Annotated in this window: 18 protein-coding genes; 8 read left to right on the forward strand and 10 right to left on the reverse strand. The window is 60.3% G+C overall.

Features of this window, described 5'->3' with window-relative positions; genetic code table 11:
• Positions 1 to 14 precede the first annotated feature (14 nt).
• Positions 15 to 161, reverse strand: coding sequence for a hypothetical protein (locus MHM85_RS12195; RefSeq protein ID WP_168444471.1), 147 nt, complete (start codon positions 159 to 161; stop codon positions 15 to 17).
• A 44-nt stretch (positions 162 to 205) separates the two neighbouring features.
• Positions 206 to 1,831, reverse strand: coding sequence for a BCCT family transporter (locus MHM85_RS12200; protein ID WP_139526320.1), 1,626 nt, complete (start codon positions 1,829 to 1,831; stop codon positions 206 to 208).
• A 294-nt stretch (positions 1,832 to 2,125) separates the two neighbouring features.
• Between MHM85_RS12200 and MHM85_RS12205 the strand changes: the two genes are divergently transcribed.
• A complete protein-coding gene (locus MHM85_RS12205) occupies positions 2,126 to 2,476 on the forward strand; it encodes a hypothetical protein (protein WP_239286121.1) in 351 nt (116 codons plus the stop codon).
• Positions 2,477 to 2,534: 58 nt separating this feature from the next.
• Here MHM85_RS12205 and MHM85_RS12210 read toward each other — a convergent pair whose 3' ends face one another.
• The 6 genes from MHM85_RS12210 to MHM85_RS12235 form a co-directional block, all read right to left on the reverse strand.
• Positions 2,535 to 3,428 (reverse strand): AEC family transporter, encoded by an 894-nt coding sequence (locus MHM85_RS12210; RefSeq protein WP_153842487.1) that lies wholly within the window; start codon positions 3,426 to 3,428, stop codon positions 2,535 to 2,537.
• A 143-nt stretch (positions 3,429 to 3,571) separates the two neighbouring features.
• Positions 3,572 to 6,535, reverse strand: a complete 2,964-nt coding sequence (glnE, locus tag MHM85_RS12215) for a bifunctional [glutamate--ammonia ligase]-adenylyl-L-tyrosine phosphorylase/[glutamate--ammonia-ligase] adenylyltransferase (RefSeq protein ID WP_239286119.1) — start codon at positions 6,533 to 6,535, stop codon at positions 3,572 to 3,574.
• A 53-nt stretch (positions 6,536 to 6,588) separates the two neighbouring features.
• Entirely contained in the window at positions 6,589 to 6,960 is a 372-nt protein-coding gene (locus tag MHM85_RS12220; protein WP_062362369.1) for a diacylglycerol kinase, read from the reverse strand.
• A 28-nt stretch (positions 6,961 to 6,988) separates the two neighbouring features.
• On the reverse strand, positions 6,989 to 8,410 hold the full coding sequence (gene dacB / locus MHM85_RS12225) for a D-alanyl-D-alanine carboxypeptidase/D-alanyl-D-alanine-endopeptidase (protein WP_219863935.1): 1,422 nt from the start codon (positions 8,408 to 8,410) through the stop codon (positions 6,989 to 6,991).
• Positions 8,411 to 8,478: 68 nt separating this feature from the next.
• The gene (locus MHM85_RS12230; protein ID WP_139526316.1) at positions 8,479 to 8,808 is read right to left on the reverse strand and encodes a multidrug efflux SMR transporter; all 330 of its coding nucleotides are present in this window, start codon (positions 8,806 to 8,808) and stop codon (positions 8,479 to 8,481) included.
• Complete coding sequence (locus MHM85_RS12235; protein ID WP_239286117.1) at positions 8,805 to 9,470, reverse strand: methyltransferase domain-containing protein; 666 nt, start codon at positions 9,468 to 9,470, stop codon at positions 8,805 to 8,807. Before MHM85_RS12235 ends, MHM85_RS12230 begins: the two co-directional genes overlap by 4 nt.
• 222 nt (positions 9,471 to 9,692) lie before the next feature.
• On the opposite strand from MHM85_RS12235, the gene MHM85_RS12240 reads away from it, so the two are divergent.
• The 7 genes from MHM85_RS12240 to MHM85_RS12270 all read left to right on the forward strand — a co-directional run bounded on the left by MHM85_RS12240 (position 9,693) and on the right by MHM85_RS12270 (position 16,886).
• Positions 9,693 to 11,576: a beta-ketoacyl synthase gene (locus MHM85_RS12240; RefSeq protein ID WP_239286134.1), complete on the forward strand. Its 1,884-nt coding sequence runs from the start codon at positions 9,693 to 9,695 to the stop codon at positions 11,574 to 11,576.
• Complete coding sequence (gene coaD, locus MHM85_RS12245; protein WP_239286115.1) at positions 11,573 to 12,067, forward strand: pantetheine-phosphate adenylyltransferase; 495 nt, start codon at positions 11,573 to 11,575, stop codon at positions 12,065 to 12,067. Before MHM85_RS12240 ends, coaD begins: the two co-directional genes overlap by 4 nt.
• 73 nt (positions 12,068 to 12,140) lie before the next feature.
• Complete coding sequence (locus MHM85_RS12250) at positions 12,141 to 12,389, forward strand: YfhL family 4Fe-4S dicluster ferredoxin (RefSeq protein WP_219861771.1); 249 nt, start codon at positions 12,141 to 12,143, stop codon at positions 12,387 to 12,389.
• Positions 12,390 to 12,439: 50 nt separating this feature from the next.
• On the forward strand, positions 12,440 to 13,753 hold the full coding sequence (locus tag MHM85_RS12255; RefSeq protein ID WP_239286113.1) for an MATE family efflux transporter: 1,314 nt from the start codon (positions 12,440 to 12,442) through the stop codon (positions 13,751 to 13,753).
• A 166-nt stretch (positions 13,754 to 13,919) separates the two neighbouring features.
• The gene (locus MHM85_RS12260) at positions 13,920 to 15,230 is read left to right on the forward strand and encodes a short-chain fatty acid transporter (RefSeq protein WP_139526311.1); all 1,311 of its coding nucleotides are present in this window, start codon (positions 13,920 to 13,922) and stop codon (positions 15,228 to 15,230) included.
• A gap of 72 nt (positions 15,231 to 15,302) precedes the next feature.
• Entirely contained in the window at positions 15,303 to 15,848 is a 546-nt protein-coding gene (locus MHM85_RS12265) for an acyl-CoA thioesterase (protein ID WP_089675809.1), read from the forward strand.
• 33 nt (positions 15,849 to 15,881) lie between these two features.
• A complete protein-coding gene (locus tag MHM85_RS12270; RefSeq protein ID WP_239286111.1) occupies positions 15,882 to 16,886 on the forward strand; it encodes an ion transporter in 1,005 nt (334 codons plus the stop codon).
• On the opposite strand, the gene MHM85_RS18500 is transcribed toward MHM85_RS12270, so the two are convergent.
• Positions 16,887 to 17,156, reverse strand: coding sequence for a hypothetical protein (locus MHM85_RS18500; RefSeq protein WP_343218334.1), 270 nt, complete (start codon positions 17,154 to 17,156; stop codon positions 16,887 to 16,889).
• On the reverse strand, positions 17,141 to 18,226 hold the full coding sequence (locus MHM85_RS12275) for a PLP-dependent aminotransferase family protein (RefSeq protein ID WP_343218335.1): 1,086 nt from the start codon (positions 18,224 to 18,226) through the stop codon (positions 17,141 to 17,143). Before MHM85_RS12275 ends, MHM85_RS18500 begins: the two co-directional genes overlap by 16 nt.
• Between the last annotated feature and the right edge of the window lie 65 nt (positions 18,227 to 18,291).

Consider the following 18,291-nt stretch of genomic DNA (forward strand, 5'->3'; position numbering starts at 1 on the left):
CCTTGGACACTGCATCATAACAGCCAGTGAGCCATCACCGCCGAGATGCCCACCACCATGGCCGTGATCACCGCCACGGTGACCAAGCGATCCAGCCAGCGGTCGAAAGCAGCGCCTTTGGGCTGTCTTCGCGTGGCTCCGTGGCGTCCTTGTCGAGCCATTAGCACGCTGTTTCCATGAGTGCTTCCTCTATTGAAGCCATTGCTTAGCTATTGATACGCCGGTTGACCACGCTAGGGGCACGACGCAACCGCTCCTCTTCACCCAGCTGCTCGGCCTCGAAGGCGTCGGCCCCTACGGGCGTTTCGCCGTGGCGACGATAGAGCTGGGTCAGCATGGCTTTACGGTCAGCACGCAGCTCACGTACCAGTACGATGACCATCATATACAGAATAAAGGTAAACGGTAGAGCTGACAGCACGGCGGCAGATTGTAATCCAGAAAGACCGCCAGCGACGATCAGCGTCAAGCAGATCGCTGCAATCAGTACACCCCATGCCACGCGCTTGTAGAGCGGCGGATTGATCGAGCCGTTGTCGGTCATCTGCGCGACGATATATGAAGCGGAGTCTGCCGACGTCACCAAGAAAATGAAAATCAGCAGCATGGCCACCACGGACAGTACCCCAGAGAACGGCATGAGATCGAACATCTCGAACAGGGCGACGGTGATGTTGGCTTCCGTTGCAGCCGCGAGGCCCACATCGCTCCCGCTCATTTCCAAATTGAGCGCGGCCCCGCCAAATACGCCGATCCACAGACACGCCAGCAGCGGCGGCACGAACAGTACGCCGAACACGTACTCCTTGATGGTACGACCACGCGAGACGCGGGCAACGAACGTGCCGACGAAGGGCGACCAAGCGATGACCCAGGCCCAGTAGAAAATGGTCCAGCTACTGGCCCACTGATTATCACTGTAGGGCGAAATTCGTAGGCTCATACCAATGAAGTTCTGCAGATAATCGCCGATACCCAGCGTAATGGTTTCGAGAATCGCGATGGTCGGGCCGGTAAACAGCACGTAGAGCATCAAACCGATACACAGCGCCATATTAAGATTCGAGAGCCGTTTAATGCCCTTGTCGAGCCCTGACCAAGTCGAGGCCATGTAAGCACAAAACATCACGAATAGAATGGCAAACTGCCAAAGCCCGTTCTCAGGCAGGCCAAACACCGCATTGAGCCCACCATTCATTTGCAGGACGCCTAGCCCTAACGACGTTGCCACGCCCATGACGGTCGCCACTACCGCAAAAACATCCAGCCAAGACGCATAGGGACGAATACGCGGATGTTTGGCTGTCACCGATGAGAGAACGGACGACACCAGCCCTGCTTGCCCTTTGCGGAATTGAAAGTAAGCGATGATCAGTCCCACCACCGAGAAAGCGGCCCACTGGTGGATCCCCCAGTTGAAGTAGCTGTATTGGATTGCATAGCGCGCGGCAGCCTCGCTTTCGGCAGGCACATCCCCGTAGGGCGGATTGATGTAGTGCGTCATGGGCTCCGCCATGCCGTAAAACACCAAGCCGACTCCAAACCCCGCGGCCAGCAGCATGCTGATCCAGGAAAAAAAACTATAACTGGGTGTACTGTCCTGAGGCCCAAGGCGCACTTTGCCGTATTTGCTGAGCGCAAGACCGATCAGAAAAACGACAAAACCGAACACCGAGAAGAGATAGAACCAGCCAAACAGTTCGGTAATGGACGTCAGCGCCGTCTCTGCGGCGCTGCCAAACGCATCGGGAAAAGAGGCCCCTACGATTACTAAGCCAAAAATGATCACCGCCGATGCGATAAACACCGACTTACCTCCATGGTTTGTCATAGCACCACCCTGGTTAATGAACGAAATATACGCATATAGTGCGTTCGTTTATTTAGATCCCTCATTCGCTGTTCTTAAAACATTAGCTCATAAAAACATGACGCATCATGTTAGTGTTTTCATGTAAAGCCTAACATTCAGCGCGTGTCATCGCATGTCGAGCGCTCAAGAGAGCCCATTTAGCCACCTCTGATTGATGACGCTTTAAAAGAAGTCGAGTGGAAAATTCGACCGGCAGTGAACTTGCCTGCCTGAACAAGCTCCAAAGGGGGCAAACGAACGATGGAGGCTTTCATGCCACAGATGAATCGCGAACAACGTAATGCCGCTTGGCAAGCCGCGCACCAGTGGCGTGCCCGGGCTGCCCAAACGCAGCCGACCGGGCTCGTGGGCAGCTTAAAGCTTTTACTGACATGGCTTGCGTTTGGCGTGCTGATGATCGTTGGCGTCGTCTTAGGGCTATTTTTCTTGCTCGTTGGCTGGGCAATGATGCCGTTCGTGCGCCATAAGATGAAAAAACGCATGGAGCAGATGCGCGCCGACCAAGCTCAAGACATCGGCGGTAGCTACGCTGGCAAGGAGTCCACGGGGCAGCGTGATGCGCTCGAAGGCAGTTACGAAGTCAAGGACGACCCGCGCCACTAATCCGTTTTTCTTACTCCGTACCCTGTTGAGTGTGTCCCCTTGTTTGCACCAGCCGCTGTCAGGGTGGCGGCTGGATCCAGGCAAAGGCCGCCGCCAGGGTCAGCGGCATGACAATCAAGCTCCCCAGGTTACCAATCAACACCAGCGATGCGACCTTGTGCGGTGCAAGTCGATACTGCTCGGCGACCAAGTAATTCAACACGGCTGGTGGCAGCGCTGCGAACACGAGTAATGTGGCGGTTTGCAGCGGCGTCAGCGGCAGCAGCCACATCAGCGGAAGCGCAATGATGACCCCGGAGAGCGGGCAGAGCACTGCCCCCAACAAGCCCGTACGCCAATCGCTAAAGTCGATCTCCAGCAGGCGTACGCCCAGGGCGAAGAGCATCAGCGGGATACATACGCCACCGAGCATATGCATGGCCTCTAGCAGCCACCCCGGCAGCGGCACGCCTCCAACGTTGACCAGTAGCCCCGCCACACTGGCCGCGACGATAGGCATTTTAAGCATCCGCCACAGCGACGTGCGCGGGTCCAGCATATAAAGGCCCACCGAAAAGTGCAGCAGCATCTCCACGATGAAGACCACCACGGCTGCCGGTAGCGCTTCTGGCCCGAAGGCCAACACCAGCAGCGGCACTCCCATGTTGCCAGAGTTATTGAACATCATCGGCGGCAGGAAGACCTTACTTTCCAGCCCAAGCCACTTCACCACGGGCCACAGTACGACTCCTGACCCCAGGACCACCAATGCGGCAGCGCTGGCGAGCCACGCGTACTCTGCCAGCGGCGCTTGGCGGTCAGCCAGAACGGCAAATACTAGCAGTGGAACGAACAGCTCCATATTGAGCGTATTCAGACTGCGGATATCAGGCGATCGGAAACGTCCATAGGCGGCGCCACTTCCAGCAATCAAAAAGACCGGCAGCAGCGTGGCTATAATTTGCCCAATCATTGGCAAGCCGCCTCATGGTGAGGCCGCGCGGATGGGTGAGTGCGCATACGTTCATCCTTGTTTTTATTGGAATAGCCGCTCTGGAGCAGTCGTTAACAGGCTAGCTTTTTACCGATGCTACTGAAAAATGCTTGGCGCGCCAATCAAGGCTCCAAAAAACGCTGCCACAGCGCCGTCACCACTTGGCGATGCTCTGCAAACTCGCTGACTTGGCCCAACGCCTTCTCTCCCGTCAACGCCGCGCGGTGCGTTCGGCTGCGGTAGGCCAAATACGCCTCGCGCAGCTGCTCGGCCTCCTCTGGTGTGATATGCCCACTTTCCGCCAGGGTTTCCAGAATACGAATGTTATCGCTATAGGTGATCAGCGCTGGCGTTTGGTGGGAAAGCGCCAGCACGGCGTACTGACACAGGAACTCGATGTCCACCATGCCACCGGTGTCATGCTTCAAGTTAAAGGTGGCGTCGGGACCACTCTCCAGCGGCCCTTTGGTCCCCAAGTGGTCACGCATCTTATGGCGCATGCTGACCACATCGTCGCGCAGTGCGTCGGGATCGCGCTCATTGCGTAAAATATCGCCGCGCAGGGCGTCGAATTTCTTGGCCAGCGCCTCGTTACCTGCCACGACGCGCGCACGCACCAGCGCCTGATGCTCCCAGGTCCAGGCGTTTTGGTGCTGATAATCGGCGAAGGCATCCAGCGAGGTGACCAATAGCCCCGCATTGCCTGACGGTCGTAGACGCATGTCCACCTCGTACAGGCTGCCTGCGGGGGTCACGGCGGTGAGCAGGTGGATGATGCGTTGGCCCAGGCGAGTGAAGAACACCGGTGTATCCAGGGGACGTGGACCGTCGGTACTGCCTTTGCCGTCACTGTCGTGCAGGAAGACCAAATCCAGATCCGAGCCGTAACCCAGCTCGATACCGCCGAGCTTCCCATAACCGATCATCAAAAAAGCAGGCTCACGGCTATTACATCCGGCAGGGGCGCCGTGCTTGCGCGTCACGTGCTTCCACGCCATGGCCAGCACCGCCTCCAAGATCACTTCGGCGATGTAGGTCAAGTAATCGCTGACTTTCATCAAGTGGCGGGTACCGGCGATATCGGAGGCGGCGACGTGGAGCATCTGGGCATGCTTGAAGACCCGCAGCGCCTCTAGCTGTGCCTCTTCGTCATCTTCGGGTATCCGGTTGAGTGTCTGGCGTAGCTCGTCGCCCAAACGCGCCTTGTCGGCGGGCGTGTAGAGCGTGTCGGGGGTCAATAGCTCGTCCAGCAAGATAGGGTAGCGCGCAAGCTGCTCGGCTATCCAAGGGCTCGCCGAACAGAGTCGCATGAGGTGCTCCAGCGCCTGAGGGTTTTCCCGCAGTAGCGCCAAGTAAGCGGTACGCCGCAGTACGGCCTCGATGAGGGGCTGCACCCGCGCCAGCGCGGTATCCGGCATATCGCTCTCGGCAACGGCACTCAGTAGGAGCGGCATGAGCGCATCCAAACGCTCGAAGCCGATGCGCTGCATGCTCTGCACGGCCCGGGAACTGTAGAGGCTCTGCACACGCTTGAGCGCCCGCTCGGACGACTGAAACCCCGCGTCACTAAGCAGAGCCAGCGCTTCGCCCTCTTCCAGCTCGCCGCGCCAAAGCAGCCGCCACTGGGCAAGGCCGGCCTCGCTCTGCTGCTCCTCTGCGTCCTCCTCCGGGTCGGCAATCACTGCATCGAAATGCTGACGAACGCGCTCGCGCACCTCGTCGAGCTGGGCGATGAGACTAGGCCAATCCTCGTGCCCCATGGCCAACGCCACGCGCTCGCGATCTTCGTCATCGCTGGGCAGGGTTTGGGTTTGGCGATCTTCGAGTGCCTGCAGAGCGTGCTCCACGTCGCGCAGAAAGGCGTAATCCGGCAGCAGCTCGTCCACCACGGCTTGGGGCAATAACCCAAGCTCCGGTAAGCGCTCGAGCGCCGTATGCAGCGAGGTGACCTGCAGCTCGGTATCGCGGCCGCCACGAATCAGTTGGAACGCCTGCACCACGAACTCCACCTCGCGAATGCCTCCCGGCCCCAGCTTGATGTTGCTCTGCATGCCTTTGCGCTTCACTTCGCGGTTGATCATTGCCTTCAGCTCGCGCAGCGATTCGATGGCGCCAAAATCGAGGTAGCGGCGATAGACGAACGGCCGCAGGCTGGCCAGCAGCTCATGCCCGGCGTCGAGGTCCCCGGCAATGGGCCGCGCCTTGAGCATCGCGTAGCGCTCCCACTCTCGGCCCTGGTCCTGATAGTAGCTGGAGAGCATCGAAAAACTGCCCACCAGCGGGCCGCCGTCGCCCAGCGGACGCAGGCGCATATCCACGCGGAACACGAAGCCATCCGCCGTCATGGCATCCAGCGCAGCGATCAAACGCTGGCCCAACTTGGTGAAGTACTCTTGATGTTCCAAAGGCTTACGGCCGCCTTCGGTCTCGCCCTTTTCAGGGAAGGCAAAAATCAGGTCGATGTCCGAGGAGAGGTTGAGCTCGCCAGCCCCTAGCTTGCCCATCCCCAACACGACGAGGCGCTGGGGCGAGCCGTCGCGGCGCGGAGCAGGCGTGCCCCAGCGGGTGGCGTAGAAACGCTCCAGCCAACACAGCGCTGCGTCGGTGCATACTTCTGCCAGCCAAGAGACCGACCGGGCGGTGTCCCACATGGAGGCGCCGTCGGGGCGTTCAAGATCGCGCCAAACGATACCCAGCATGCGCGCACGGCGAAAACGGCGCAGGACCCGGTGCAGCGCCTCTTCGTCCTCGGCGCTCTCTAGGGCTTCATCCAACCACTGGGTCAGCGCTTCCTTACTGGGGACGCTATCCAACTCTCCGGCAGCATCCAACTCGGCCAGCCAGTGGGGAAACCGAGCGAGCGTATCGATAGCAAAGGTGGAAATCGTCACCACCCGCGCCAACGCCTTGCGGCGGGCAGGGGCTAGAGCGTCCCAATGACGGGAGGGTAGCGACTGTTTGGTCATCGAGGCGATGTTATCCGCTTGGCTCAGTGCCTCACTCAGGCGCTGGTGGGCCTGGGCGGCCGCCGGTGCGAGCGACTTGGGGAGCGTATCCGTGGGAAATAACGCATCGTGGGACTGCATAAGCACCTCTTTGCCAAGCGATTGTTATGATTCTCAACGACATTCTAGGCCAACTAGCCCATCCATTTTTCCCAGCCTAACAGCCCCCAGGTCAGCCCCGCCATCATCAGCGACAGCATCACCGCGGCCGAGCCGATGTCCTTGGCACGCCCTGACAGCTCATGGTGTTCGGTGCCGATACGGTCGACCACGTTTTCGATGGCGCTGTTGAGCAGCTCGACAATCAGCACGAGAAACAGACTGCCGACCAGCAGCAGCCAACTGATCGGGCCTTCGCCAATCCACCAGGCAAATGGCAGCAGCACGGCAGTAATCGCCAGCTCCTGGCGAAAGGCAGACTCATTACGAAACGCTGCTTTCAGGCCTTTCCAGGAGTAGCGTGTGGAGTGCAATAAATGGGTTAACCCCGTGTGACGTGGTTTCATGCCCGTTGTGCCTCAGCTAAGCGTTTCATTAATTGGCCAGTATCATTGCATCGAGATCTAACGACAGTGGGTCGAGCACCTCGGGCCAGCTGAGATAAGGCGTGCTGCCGCTACCATTCACCAGCACGCTGAACACGCCCCAGCGCCCTTGGGCCGTGCGGAAATAGCCTGCCGCAGCGCGCACGGCAAACGGTTGGTTGAGCGTGCCAGTTTTCAGCATGACGTTATGTTGGAACGTGGATGTGCCGCGACGAATGAAGCGCATCACCCCATTGGCGGGCGACTGGAACGCGGCTACGAAGCTCGGGAACAGTGCGCTTTGACGGAACATGTCCTCCAGCATCACGTTGACACCATGAGCCGAGGTGCGATTGTCAGTGGTCAGCCCACTGCCGCTGTGTAACGTGATCGGGCCATGCCCGGGCAGGCTCTGCACATAGGTTTCGATGGCCTGCCCTGCTTGACGAAGCTGCGCTTGGGGTGTTTCCACCAAGTTCAGCGCCAGCACGTCGGCCATGTAATTGTTGGAGTAGTTCATGGTGCGTAGCAGCAGCTCCTGGAGCGGCTGGCTATCCACGGCGGCTAGGCGCTGGGCGCTACTCGGCGGCTGGCTGGCGCTGACGCGCCACGGATCGCGCACACTGATACCGGACTGGTTGAGCATACTGAGCAGTACCTGGGCCGTCTTCTCTGCGGCATCGCCCGCACCACGGTAGACATCCCGCGCCACCGCGTTGGTGGAAATCTGCCCCGTCAAGCGCATGACATCACCGCGTTCGTCGGTTAGGCGCTCTGCGCTGATCTCGGTGCCGCTATTGGCCGGACGCGTGACGACCTGATTATCGATGACGATCAGCGGATCTTGGCTGTCGCACAGACCCACCCGCGCAGGCGTCCCCGGCTGGGCCGCCGGGGCGACGTTGACGCACCAGGTGCCAAAGTTGACACCCGCCGAGGAGAGCGGCGCACTATAAGCGTTGGTCACTCGGGTACGGGCATTGCAGCGGTCCGTGGTGATGCACTCCACCGGGCCAAAGCGCCACTGGCTGACGATGAGTGCCCCGTCGACATGGGCAACACCTGCCAGCCGCAGCCGATGAACGAGCCGCCACAGGTCTTCGGTCGTCAATCCAGGGTCGCCGCCGCCCTCGAACACGAGATCGCCACTCAACACGCCGTCCTGTACCTGCCCAGTACTGACGAGCTGGCTGGTGAAACGATGCTGGGGGCCAAAGCGGTTCAGCAAGGCCGCCGACATATACGCTTTCGTGACCGAGGCGGGCGAGAGCTGACGCTCCGGATTCAGGCTACCCAACAGCGGGTTACTGCCGCTATCGGCATCCAACAAGCGCGCCTCGGCGCTGATGGCAAAGCCTTTTGCTTCGAGTTGGCTCAGCCGAGTGAAATCGGCCCAAAGCGCTGAACTGGCGCAGAGCGCAGCGGTCGTCACCCCGGCAACGACGCCGTTACGTAGCCAGCGTGTGGAGAAAGTCAGAAAACTCGTCACGTCGAGCAACCTCAATGAACGTTCATTTTGGAAAAGACCTGCAGCGTTACCACACCCGCCACGATCAGCGTGATACCCAGCACGGCGGGCAGGTCTGGCGTTTCACCAAACACCACGATGCCAACCAGCGTCACCAGCACGATACCCAAGCCCGCCCAAATGGCGTAGGTAATGCCGACGGGTAGCGTGCGCAGTACCAAACTCAGTAAATAGAACGCGACCCCGTAGCCCCCTACCACCAGCAGACTCGGCAGTGGGCGGGTAAACCCCGCCGAGGCTTTCAAGGCACTAGTGGCGATTACTTCCGCCACGATCGCGAGAATCAGATAGATAAATGTCATGAGCGCTCCAACTCGATGCACAAACGCCAGAGCGTTTGGCCACTTTGGTCATATTTGGCTTCGAACGGAGTGAGATAATCGCCGTTAGGTTGCAGCGCGGTGACGCTAGCTGCTTGGCCTGTGACGATGTTCACGGCCTGGGCAAACTCTTCCACGTAAAGCTGCCAATTCGAGCGCAGCTCCAACCGTCCTCCCAAGGCTAATAGTGTGGGGAAAACAGGATGGCCATGCCAGCGCATTTTCAAGTGGGCCGACTTAGGGTACGGGTTGGGATACAGCAAATAGTGGCGCTCGGGCGCCCAGTCTGCTTCCAGTGCTAGCCGCCAAAAATCGACCAAATCGGCACGCACCAGTAGCGCATTGTCCGGCAACTCGCCGTGCTCGCGCCCCAGCCGATCTTCGCTACGATCGACGCCGATGACACTGCACTCAGGGAACCTTAGTGCCAATCGTCGGGTCGATAGGCCCACCCCGCAGCCCGCGTCGAGGATCAAAGGCGCACCGCGCTGCTGTCGCCACGCGTTGGCCCGTTCGAACGCTCGCCGCGTGTGATCGGCAACGGGTTTGCGCAGCGGATGTGCGAGCGCGCGGGTGACTCGCCGGGCCACATCGGGATGCGGCCCGGGCTGATTGGACGTCACTGGCCGTGAGGTGTGCTGCATGCCATCCCCTGGGTTAAAAAAAGCGTGATTCTATCAGTCTCCCGCGCGCTCGGCATGACGCCGTTGCACGCCCGGTGCTATGATCACGCCCGAGCCATACGTTCAGCTCACTGATTAAGCTCGGATCGGTCGCCATTATCGACTCGGTCTGACAATAACTGTTATTAAAAACCACCGCACCACGAGGAACCCGGCTTGTCACACTTACCGGTGATTGTCGGCATGGGCGGCATCAATCCCGCCGGCAGAACCTCGGGCCATCAGGCCTTCCGCCGCACCGTGCTTGATGCTTTACCTGCTGACCAACAGCGCCAGACCCTGGAAGGCTTGGCGGCGCTCATGCGTCTTGCCGAGCACTCCGACAACGGATGGCACGACAGCGCAGGACAGCCCATCGACGCCCCTGCCCTACGGCTGCGTAATCAGGTACTTAATCACACGCTGATTCGCCGCAACGAAGACCCGCGCTTTCTGGCCCCGGGCCTGCCAGCGAATCGACGCGTCGACATGACCCTAGCCGAGCCGATGTGCGTCACGCTGCGCCGCCGCCAGCTTCCCGATCAGTTGCCCGACGGATGGCAAGTGCGCGAGATCGACGCGCGGCAGGTCGAAGTCACCCTCCCTGCCGGTGCTTTCGACGTGCTGTTGCCTGACGCGCAAGAGCCCAAAGTCAGGGCGGCGGCCCAGTTGCCCAGCGGCTTCGATCCCGCCAGTCTGTACCGCAGTGTTCACCACCCGCGCGGGCTCTCCATGGCGGTCTTCGGTGCCAGTGATTGCCTGGGGGCCAGCGGCCTCTCTTGGGAAACACTGCGCCAGCAGCTCAACCCCGACCACATTGCCGTCTATGCGGGCAACTCCATTGGTCAGCTCGATGACCAGGGGTGGGGAGGGCTGCTGAAAAGCTTGGTAACCGGTCAACGAGCCACCTCCAAGCAGATGCCGCTGGGTTATGGGCAAATGCCCGCTGACTTTCTCAATGCCTACGTGTTGGGTAGCGTCGGCGGCACCGGCGCGGCGCTGGGGGCGTGCGCGAGCTTCCTCTACAACCTGCGTCTGGGCATCGAGGATATCCGCGCGGGTCGCCGCCGGGTGGTGATGGTGGGCACCGCCGACGCGCCGATCACGCCGGAGATCATCGAAGGGTTCCGCGCCATGGGCGCGCTGGCCGATGACGCCAGCCTGAAAGCGCTGGATGCCTTGGAGCTGCTTACCGACACCGACTACCAGCGCGCGTGCCGCCCGTTCGCTCGCAACTGCGGTTTCACCATGGCCGAAGCCAGCCAGTTTGTGCTGCTGATGGACGACAGCCTCGCCCTAGAGCTAGGGGCCGATATCCTCGGCGCGGTGCCCGAGGTCTTCGTCAACGCCGACGGCTACAAGCGCTCTATCTCTGCGCCCGGCATCGGCAACTACATCACCTTGGGTAAGGCAGCCGCACTGGTCAAAGACATGCTGGGGGAGACCGCGCTAAAAGAGCGCACCTTCCTGCATGCCCACGGCACCAGCACGCCGAAAAACCGCACCACCGAATCCCACGTGTTCGATGAAATCGCCCGCGCGAACGGCATCGAGCAGTGGCCGGTGGTGGCGATCAAAGCCTTCATTGGCCACTCGCAAGGCTCGGCGGCGGGCGACCAGCTGGCCAGCGCTTTGGGCAGCTTCGCCCACGGCCTGCTGCCAGGCATCCCAACGCTGGATGCGGTGGCCGATGACGTATATGCCGAGCGGCTGCGCTTTTTCACGACACCGCAAGCGTTTACCGCCGATGCCGCCTTCGTCAACGCCAAAGGCTTTGGTGGCAATAACGCCACGGGTGTCGTGCTCTCGCCCGATGTCACCGAGCGCCTGCTGGTCAAGCGCCACGGCCGCGCGGCCATCAATGCTTGGAAAGGCCGCCGTGAAACCGTCCGCGCCAACGCCGCAGCGTATCTGGCCGACGCCGACCGGGGGCACTACGCCCCTCGCTACCAGTTTGGCGACGCGGTACTCGAAGGCCCGGAACTCGAGATACACGCTGACCGTATTCACATACCTGGCTACGATCAGGCGGTGTCGCTGGCCCCCAACAATCCGTTTGGTTCGCTAGACGAGGAGACGCCGACATGAGCAGGCGCCGCGAGAATATCGCCGTCTATCCCGGCACGTTCGACCCGATCACCAACGGTCATTTCGACCTGATCGAGCGCGGCGCGCGCATGTTCGACAAAGTGGTGATTGCCGTAGCGGCTAGCCCCGGCAAACGTCCCAGCCTGGATTTAGAACAGCGAATCGCGCTGGCGGAAGCGGTATGCGCGTCGCTGCCCAACGTCAGCGTCATTGGTTTCTCGACGCTACTCACGACCATGATGCACGAGCAGGGCGCTACGATCATTTTACGTGGTCTGCGCGCCGTCTCCGATTTCGAGTACGAGCTGCAGCTGGCCAACATGAACCGCGCTCAAAATCCCGAACTCGAGAGCGTGTTTCTCACCCCCGCCGTGGAAAACTCTTATATCTCCTCGACCATCGTGCGGGAAATCGCCAAGCTGGGCGGCGATATTTCACCGCTCGTGCATCCACAGGTCGCAGAGACGCTGCGTAAGCACTACACTACCTAGCTATCGATAATTGTTGAGTAAAACACTCGGGTATCTCACTGCTCGGGTGATACGCCATTCGTGAGGTATGCCCATGGCCCTGATGATCACCGACGAATGCATTAACTGCGACGTCTGCGAACCGGAATGCCCCAATGACGCGATCTCTCCCGGTGAGGAGATTTACGTGATCGACCCCAATCTGTGCACCGAGTGCGTCGGCCACTTCGACGAGCCTCAGTGCCAGCAGGTGTGCCCGGTGGACTGTATTCCCCTCGACCCAGAGCGCCCCGAGACCCAAGAGCAGTTGATGGAGAAGTACCGCATCATTACTGCCGCTTAACTCTCCCACTTAAGATGTGCCTGAACGTCTGCGAGCGAAGGTCACTCTGAATGCGTATTTGGACCCTCGCTTGGCCCATCATACTCTCCAACATCACCGTGCCCCTGCTGGGGCTGGTGGACACGGCCGTGGTCGGGCACTTGCCCGATTCCCGCTATTTAGCCGGCGTTACCCTCGGTGCCACCCTATTCAGCTTCCTTTATTGGGGCTTTGGCTTTTTGCGCATGGGCACCACCGGACTGGTCGCCCAGGCCATCGGGCGCGATGCGCCGAGCGACGTGCGCAACCTGCTTGGCCAATCGTTGATCATGGCGGGCGTCATCGGGACGCTTTTGATCGTGTTGGGCTCGCCGCTGATCTCTCTTGGCCTGTGGTTACTGGATGGCAGCGCCGAGGCCACGCCGCTGGCCCGCGAGTATGCCGAGATTCGCCTCTGGTCTGCCCCTGCCGTACTGGCCAACTACGCCATTCTGGGGTGGTTCTTAGGGCAGCAGAACGCCCGCGTCACGCTGATGATTCTGCTGCTGACCAACAGCGTGAACATCCTGCTCGACCTGTGGTTCGTGGTGGGCTTGGGGATGACCAGTAACGGCGTGGCGCTAGCCAGCGTGTTCGCAGACTACAGCGCGCTGGCCTTCGGCGGCTACTTGGTGCTGCGCCAGCTAGGGTATGTGGAAGGCCACTTTCAGCGCCAGCGACTGCTAGCACTTAAGGCTTACTCGGCGCTGTTCAACGTCAACGCCAACCTGTTCGTGCGTACCCTGGGGCTGCTGTTTGCCATGGCGTTTTTTACCGCGCAAGGTGCCCGTCAGGGCGATACCGTGCTCGCTGCCAATGCCGTGCTGCTGCAATTCATCATGCTCACCAGCTACGCGTTGGATGGCTTTGCCCATGCCGCCGAATCGCTGGTGGGGCGCGCTTACGGCCGCCAAGACTGGCGCGAGTTTACCGCCACGGTACGCGCGACGGCCCACTTTTCGTTCTGGACCTCTGCCGCTGCGGCACTGCTATTTGCCTTAGGGGGAAATCAGCTGATCGCCCTGCTTACCGGGCTCAGCGACGTGCGCGCTACCGCAGCGGCCTATCTGCCATGGATGGTCGTCATGCCACTGATTGCCGTGTGGAGCTACCTGTTGGATGGGGTCTTCATCGGTACCACGGCAGTGCGAGAGATGCGTAACAGCATCTTTGCGGGCCTTGCCGTCTACCTGCCGGCCTGGTGGTTCTGTCAGGGTCTGGGCAATCACGGCCTTTGGCTAGCCTTCACACTTTTTATGCTCACCCGCTCGGCCGTGCTCATTGGCTATTATCGGCACTACCGGCTGACCCGCTGGCGGCCGTCATCCGGCGTTTCTCACCTTTGATCAGCAGCGTTGAACGCCACAACGGGCAGGGCGAGCGAACTGCGCTAACGTAAGATGATGTGACAATGTTAAGCACCCCACGCATTGGCCGTGGAGGGATGAAAATTGTACCGCACCACCGTATATTAGCCGCGCACTTCCTAATAACGAATAAAGTGAGCACTCCATGCTAAAACTCATATCAAAACCAGCGGTCAAGCTGGTCGAGCGTTATTTGCCAGACCCGTATATCTTCGTTCTCCTGCTAACCCTGATTGCTGCCGTCGCCGCCATCGCGGTAGAGCGCCAAACGCCCTTGGCCGTGCTGCGTATGTGGGGCGACGGTTTCTGGGGCTTACTGACCTTCTCGATGCAGATGCTGCTCGTGCTGGTTACCGGCTTCATGCTGGCAAGCTCTCCGCCCGTGAAACGCATTCTGCAAAAAATTGCCGGTACGGCGAAATCACCCGGCGGCGCGATCATTCTCGTCACGCTGGTCTCGCTGGCGGCTAGCTGGATCAACTGGGGCTTTGGCTTGGTGGTCGGCGCACTGTTCGCCAAAGAGCTGGCCCGTCTGATCAAGGTCGACTACCGCTTGCTGGTGGCCAGCGCCTACTCCGGCTTCGTGGTGTGGCACGGTGGCCTGGCCGGTTCCGTGCCGCTGACGATCGCCACCGAAGGCCACTTCTCTGCGGACCAGATCGGCGTCATCGGCACCGGTTCGACCATTTTCGCCTTCTTCAACCTGGCTATCGTCATCTGCCTGTTCATCGCCGTACCGCTGGTCAACCGCATGATGCTGCCGGATGAGAAAGACAGCGTCTACGTCGACCCCAAACTGCTCGACGACGAACCAGAGCCCGTGGGCCGTCTCACGCGCCCTGCCGAAAAGCTCGAGAACAGCATGCCGCTGGCGCTGCTGGTGGGCGTACCGGGCCTGCTGTTCTTGCTCGACCACTTCCTTCTGCGTGGCGGCGGTCTGAACCTGAACGTGGTGAATTTCATGTTCCTGTTCCTGGCGATCGTGCTGCACCGCACGCCCCGTAACCTGCTCACTAGCCTGAACGAAGCCATTAAAGGCGGCGCAGGGATCGTCATTCAGTTCCCCTTCTATGCAGGCATCATGGCGATCATGGTGCAGTCGGGCTTGGCCCAGAGCATGTCCGAATGGCTAGTCTCGTTTGCCACCGCTAACTCGCTGCCGTTCTGGTCGTTCCTCAGCGCTGGTATCGTCAACCTGTTCGTGCCCTCCGGCGGCGGCCAGTGGGCGGTACAAGCGCCGGTCATGCTACCTGCCGCAGAAGCGCTGGGTGCCGACATTGCCCGCGTGGCCATGGCGGTGGCCTGGGGCGACGCCTGGACCAACCTGCTTCAGCCCTTCTGGGCCCTGCCGGTGTTGGCGATTGCCGGCTTGAAAGCCAAGGACATCATGGGCTTCTGTCTGATCCAGCTATTCATTACCGGTATTATCATTTCCGTAGGCTTGGTCTGGTTCTAAGCAGCTAAGCACGACGTCAACGCCCGCCCCTATCGCCTGGGGGCGGGCATTTTTAATCGTAGGGTGACTTTTATGTCCGACGCCTCTGCTGTACCCAACGCCTCAGACCAGAGCCTTGAACACAGCGCCTTACCGGGCCAGCACGAGCTTTCCATGACGGTCTTGATGACGCCGGACATGGCGAACTTCAGCGGTAAAGTGCATGGCGGTGCTATTCTGAAGAAACTCGATGAAGTCGCCTACGCCTGCGCCAGCCGCTACTCCGGCCACTACGTGGTGACGCTATCGGTGGATCAAGTGCTGTTCAAACAGCCAATCCATGTCGGCGAGTTGGTGACGTTTCTCGCCAGCGTGAACCATGTGGGGCGCTCCTCCATGGAAATTGGCATCAAAGTGGTGGCCGAGGATATTCGCCAGAAGCTGATTCGTCATACCAATAGCTGCTACCTCACCATGGTAGCCGTGGATGCCAACGGCAAGCCCGCCCGGGTGCCGCCGCTGGCGTTGGAGACCCCGCTACAGAAACTGCGCTTCGAAAAGGCGGCGCTGCGCAAGAAGCTGCGTAAGCAGGCCGAGCGCGAAGAGGAGCTGACTCAACAGCATCACCAGCAGCGCTAAGCGCTACCCTACCCGCGACGACAAGGAGTCATCATGCCCATCAGGCAGCGCTACCCCCACCTGCCCAAGGCCGTCGAGTATGCGCACATCGGCTGGGATCTCTTGATCCTTGCCGCCGTTGTCCTCAACCTAAGCCTGCTGCTGTTTGACTCGCTGTTCCTTATCGGTCCAATCAACCAGTCGCTGGCCACCATCGCACCTGGCTTTCACGAGTTTTACGATACGACGATTCACAGCCGCTTCATCACCATCGACTTGGTTTTCGTCAGCGTCTTCATTGCCGATGTACTCCTGGGCTGGGCCGTCGCGATTGCCGAGCGGCGCTATCACCGCTGGTTTTTCTATCCCTTCGTACACTGGTACGACGTGCTGGGCTGCATCCCACTCAGTGGGTTTCGTTGGCTACGTGCCTTACGCGTCATTTCGCTCCTACACCGGTTACATCGACTGCGCTTGATCGACGTGACCCGTTGGTCGGTCTATCGATTTTTTGCCAAGTATTACGATATTTTGCTGGAGGAGCTCTCAGACCGTATAGCGCTGCGTTTGCTAGGCAACGCTCAGGAGCAGATCATGTCCAGCGACTCGCTCACCGAACGCGTCATCGAGCGGGTGATCATGCCGCGCAAAACCCAGTTGATCCATGAAATCGCCGAGCGCCTCGAGGCGACGGCCGGACGGGCGTATCAGCAAAATCGCACCGCCATCATGATGGCCATCGACGATCTGGTGAGCCGCACGCTGCGGGAGAGCCCGGACATTCAACGACTACACCGCTTACCCATGGGAAAAACCGCATCAAGCGCGATGCAAGCTTCTATCAGCAGTGTCGCCCAGCGGCTGGTGGATGAAATGGCGCAAGGCATGCACTCCCCCGCCTTTCGTCAACTCGTCGAGCGCACCGCCGACACCAGCTTTGACAGTTGGTTGACCGTCGACGACACCAGCGCCAAAGTGACCGAACAGGTGCTTTACGACGTGCTCGACATGCTCAAAGAGCAGGTGCGCCATCAGGGTTGGAAAGATCGCTACGACTAGCTAGACCGTTGCGGTCGCAAGGGGCGTCTGCTCTAGGCTTGCGCGCACAATGGACAGCGCACGCGTAAGCGCCGCCTGATCAACGGCCGCTCCGATGCAAATCCGCACCGCCTGGGGGGCCGGTGCACTGCCTACGCAGAAGGGTTCCGCGCTGGTCACTTTGACACCCTGCTGGTTGAGCCGCTCGCACAGCTCGAGCGCCCTTACGCCATCGGGCAGCGTTAGCCATACGTTGCTGCCGTTTGGCCGACGGCTCAGCGAGTAGCCCACCAGATGGTCCGTGACGAGCTTTGGCTCACCCAGTGGCAGACCACATCCACCATGAGCGGTGGCACCATCCAGCTTTGCGCTCTCAAGGCCGCCGCCAGCCGATCCAGCAGCGCAGGTGGCGCGCGCAGCACGCCCATACGCAGCCCGCCCGCCAGCACTTTTGCCGTGCTAAAGACGAACAGCGTGCGCTCTGGCGCTAACCGATAGAGCGGCGTGCCACGCTGCTCGACGGGTAGGTACTGCACGCCATCCTCTAGCAGCCATATATCGTAGCGCCTTGCGAGCGCCACGAGCTGCTCTCGGCGCGCTTCGCTCAGGCAGATGCCGGTGGGATTGTTTTGATCAGGCGTAAGGTATATCAATCGCGGCGGCTGACGCGCGCACTGGGCCGCCAGCGCCTCCATACACATCCCCTCCTGGTCGAAAGGGATGGCGACCATCTTGAGATGCGCCTGTTGGGCTGCGCTGATCGCCCCTGGGTACGTCAAGGCATCGGCGGCGATCAGCTCTCCGGGGCGTAACAACGTGCCGATGGCCAGGCTAATGCCGTACTGCCCGCCTTGAGTGATCAGCAGTTCCTCAGCGTCGAGGGCCATACCTAACTGGGTGAGCCATTGAGAGAGAGCGGCGCGGTGGTGGTCGCTACCCTGGGAGCTTGAGTAAGCCACGCTGCGCCTGAGCGCATCCGCCGAAGTACTGAGTGTGGTCAGAGCCGCACTCAGCGCCTGCTCTCTTAAAAGATGCGGTGGCGGCAGGCTGAGGCTCAAATCGATCGAATCGTCACCGGCTTGCGTACTGGGCTGACTGCCAAAGACGTGGCTTGGTCTGCGCTCTTTCACATAGGTGCCGCTGCCTACCCGGGCGCTCACCCATCCGCGATGCTCTGCTTCGGCATAGCCCCGGGTGACGGTGCCCACGGTGACGCCTAACGCATCCGCTAACCGGCGTTGGGGCGGCAGTTTCTCTCCTGGCGCCAAACCACCCCTGGCAATGGCATCGCCAATGGCCTGGGCAATCGCCCGATAGCGTGGGCCGGTCATGTGTTCAATGGAAGGCACCCAAATTGTCATGGTGACAATAAAACCTTTGACGTAAAAAATAGCCACATTATGCTAACAAAAATGCCCACCAACAA

The sequence above is a fragment of the Halomonas sp. McD50-4 genome (assembly GCF_022348135.1).
Classification (GTDB): Bacteria; Pseudomonadota; Gammaproteobacteria; order Pseudomonadales; family Halomonadaceae; genus Vreelandella; species Vreelandella piezotolerans.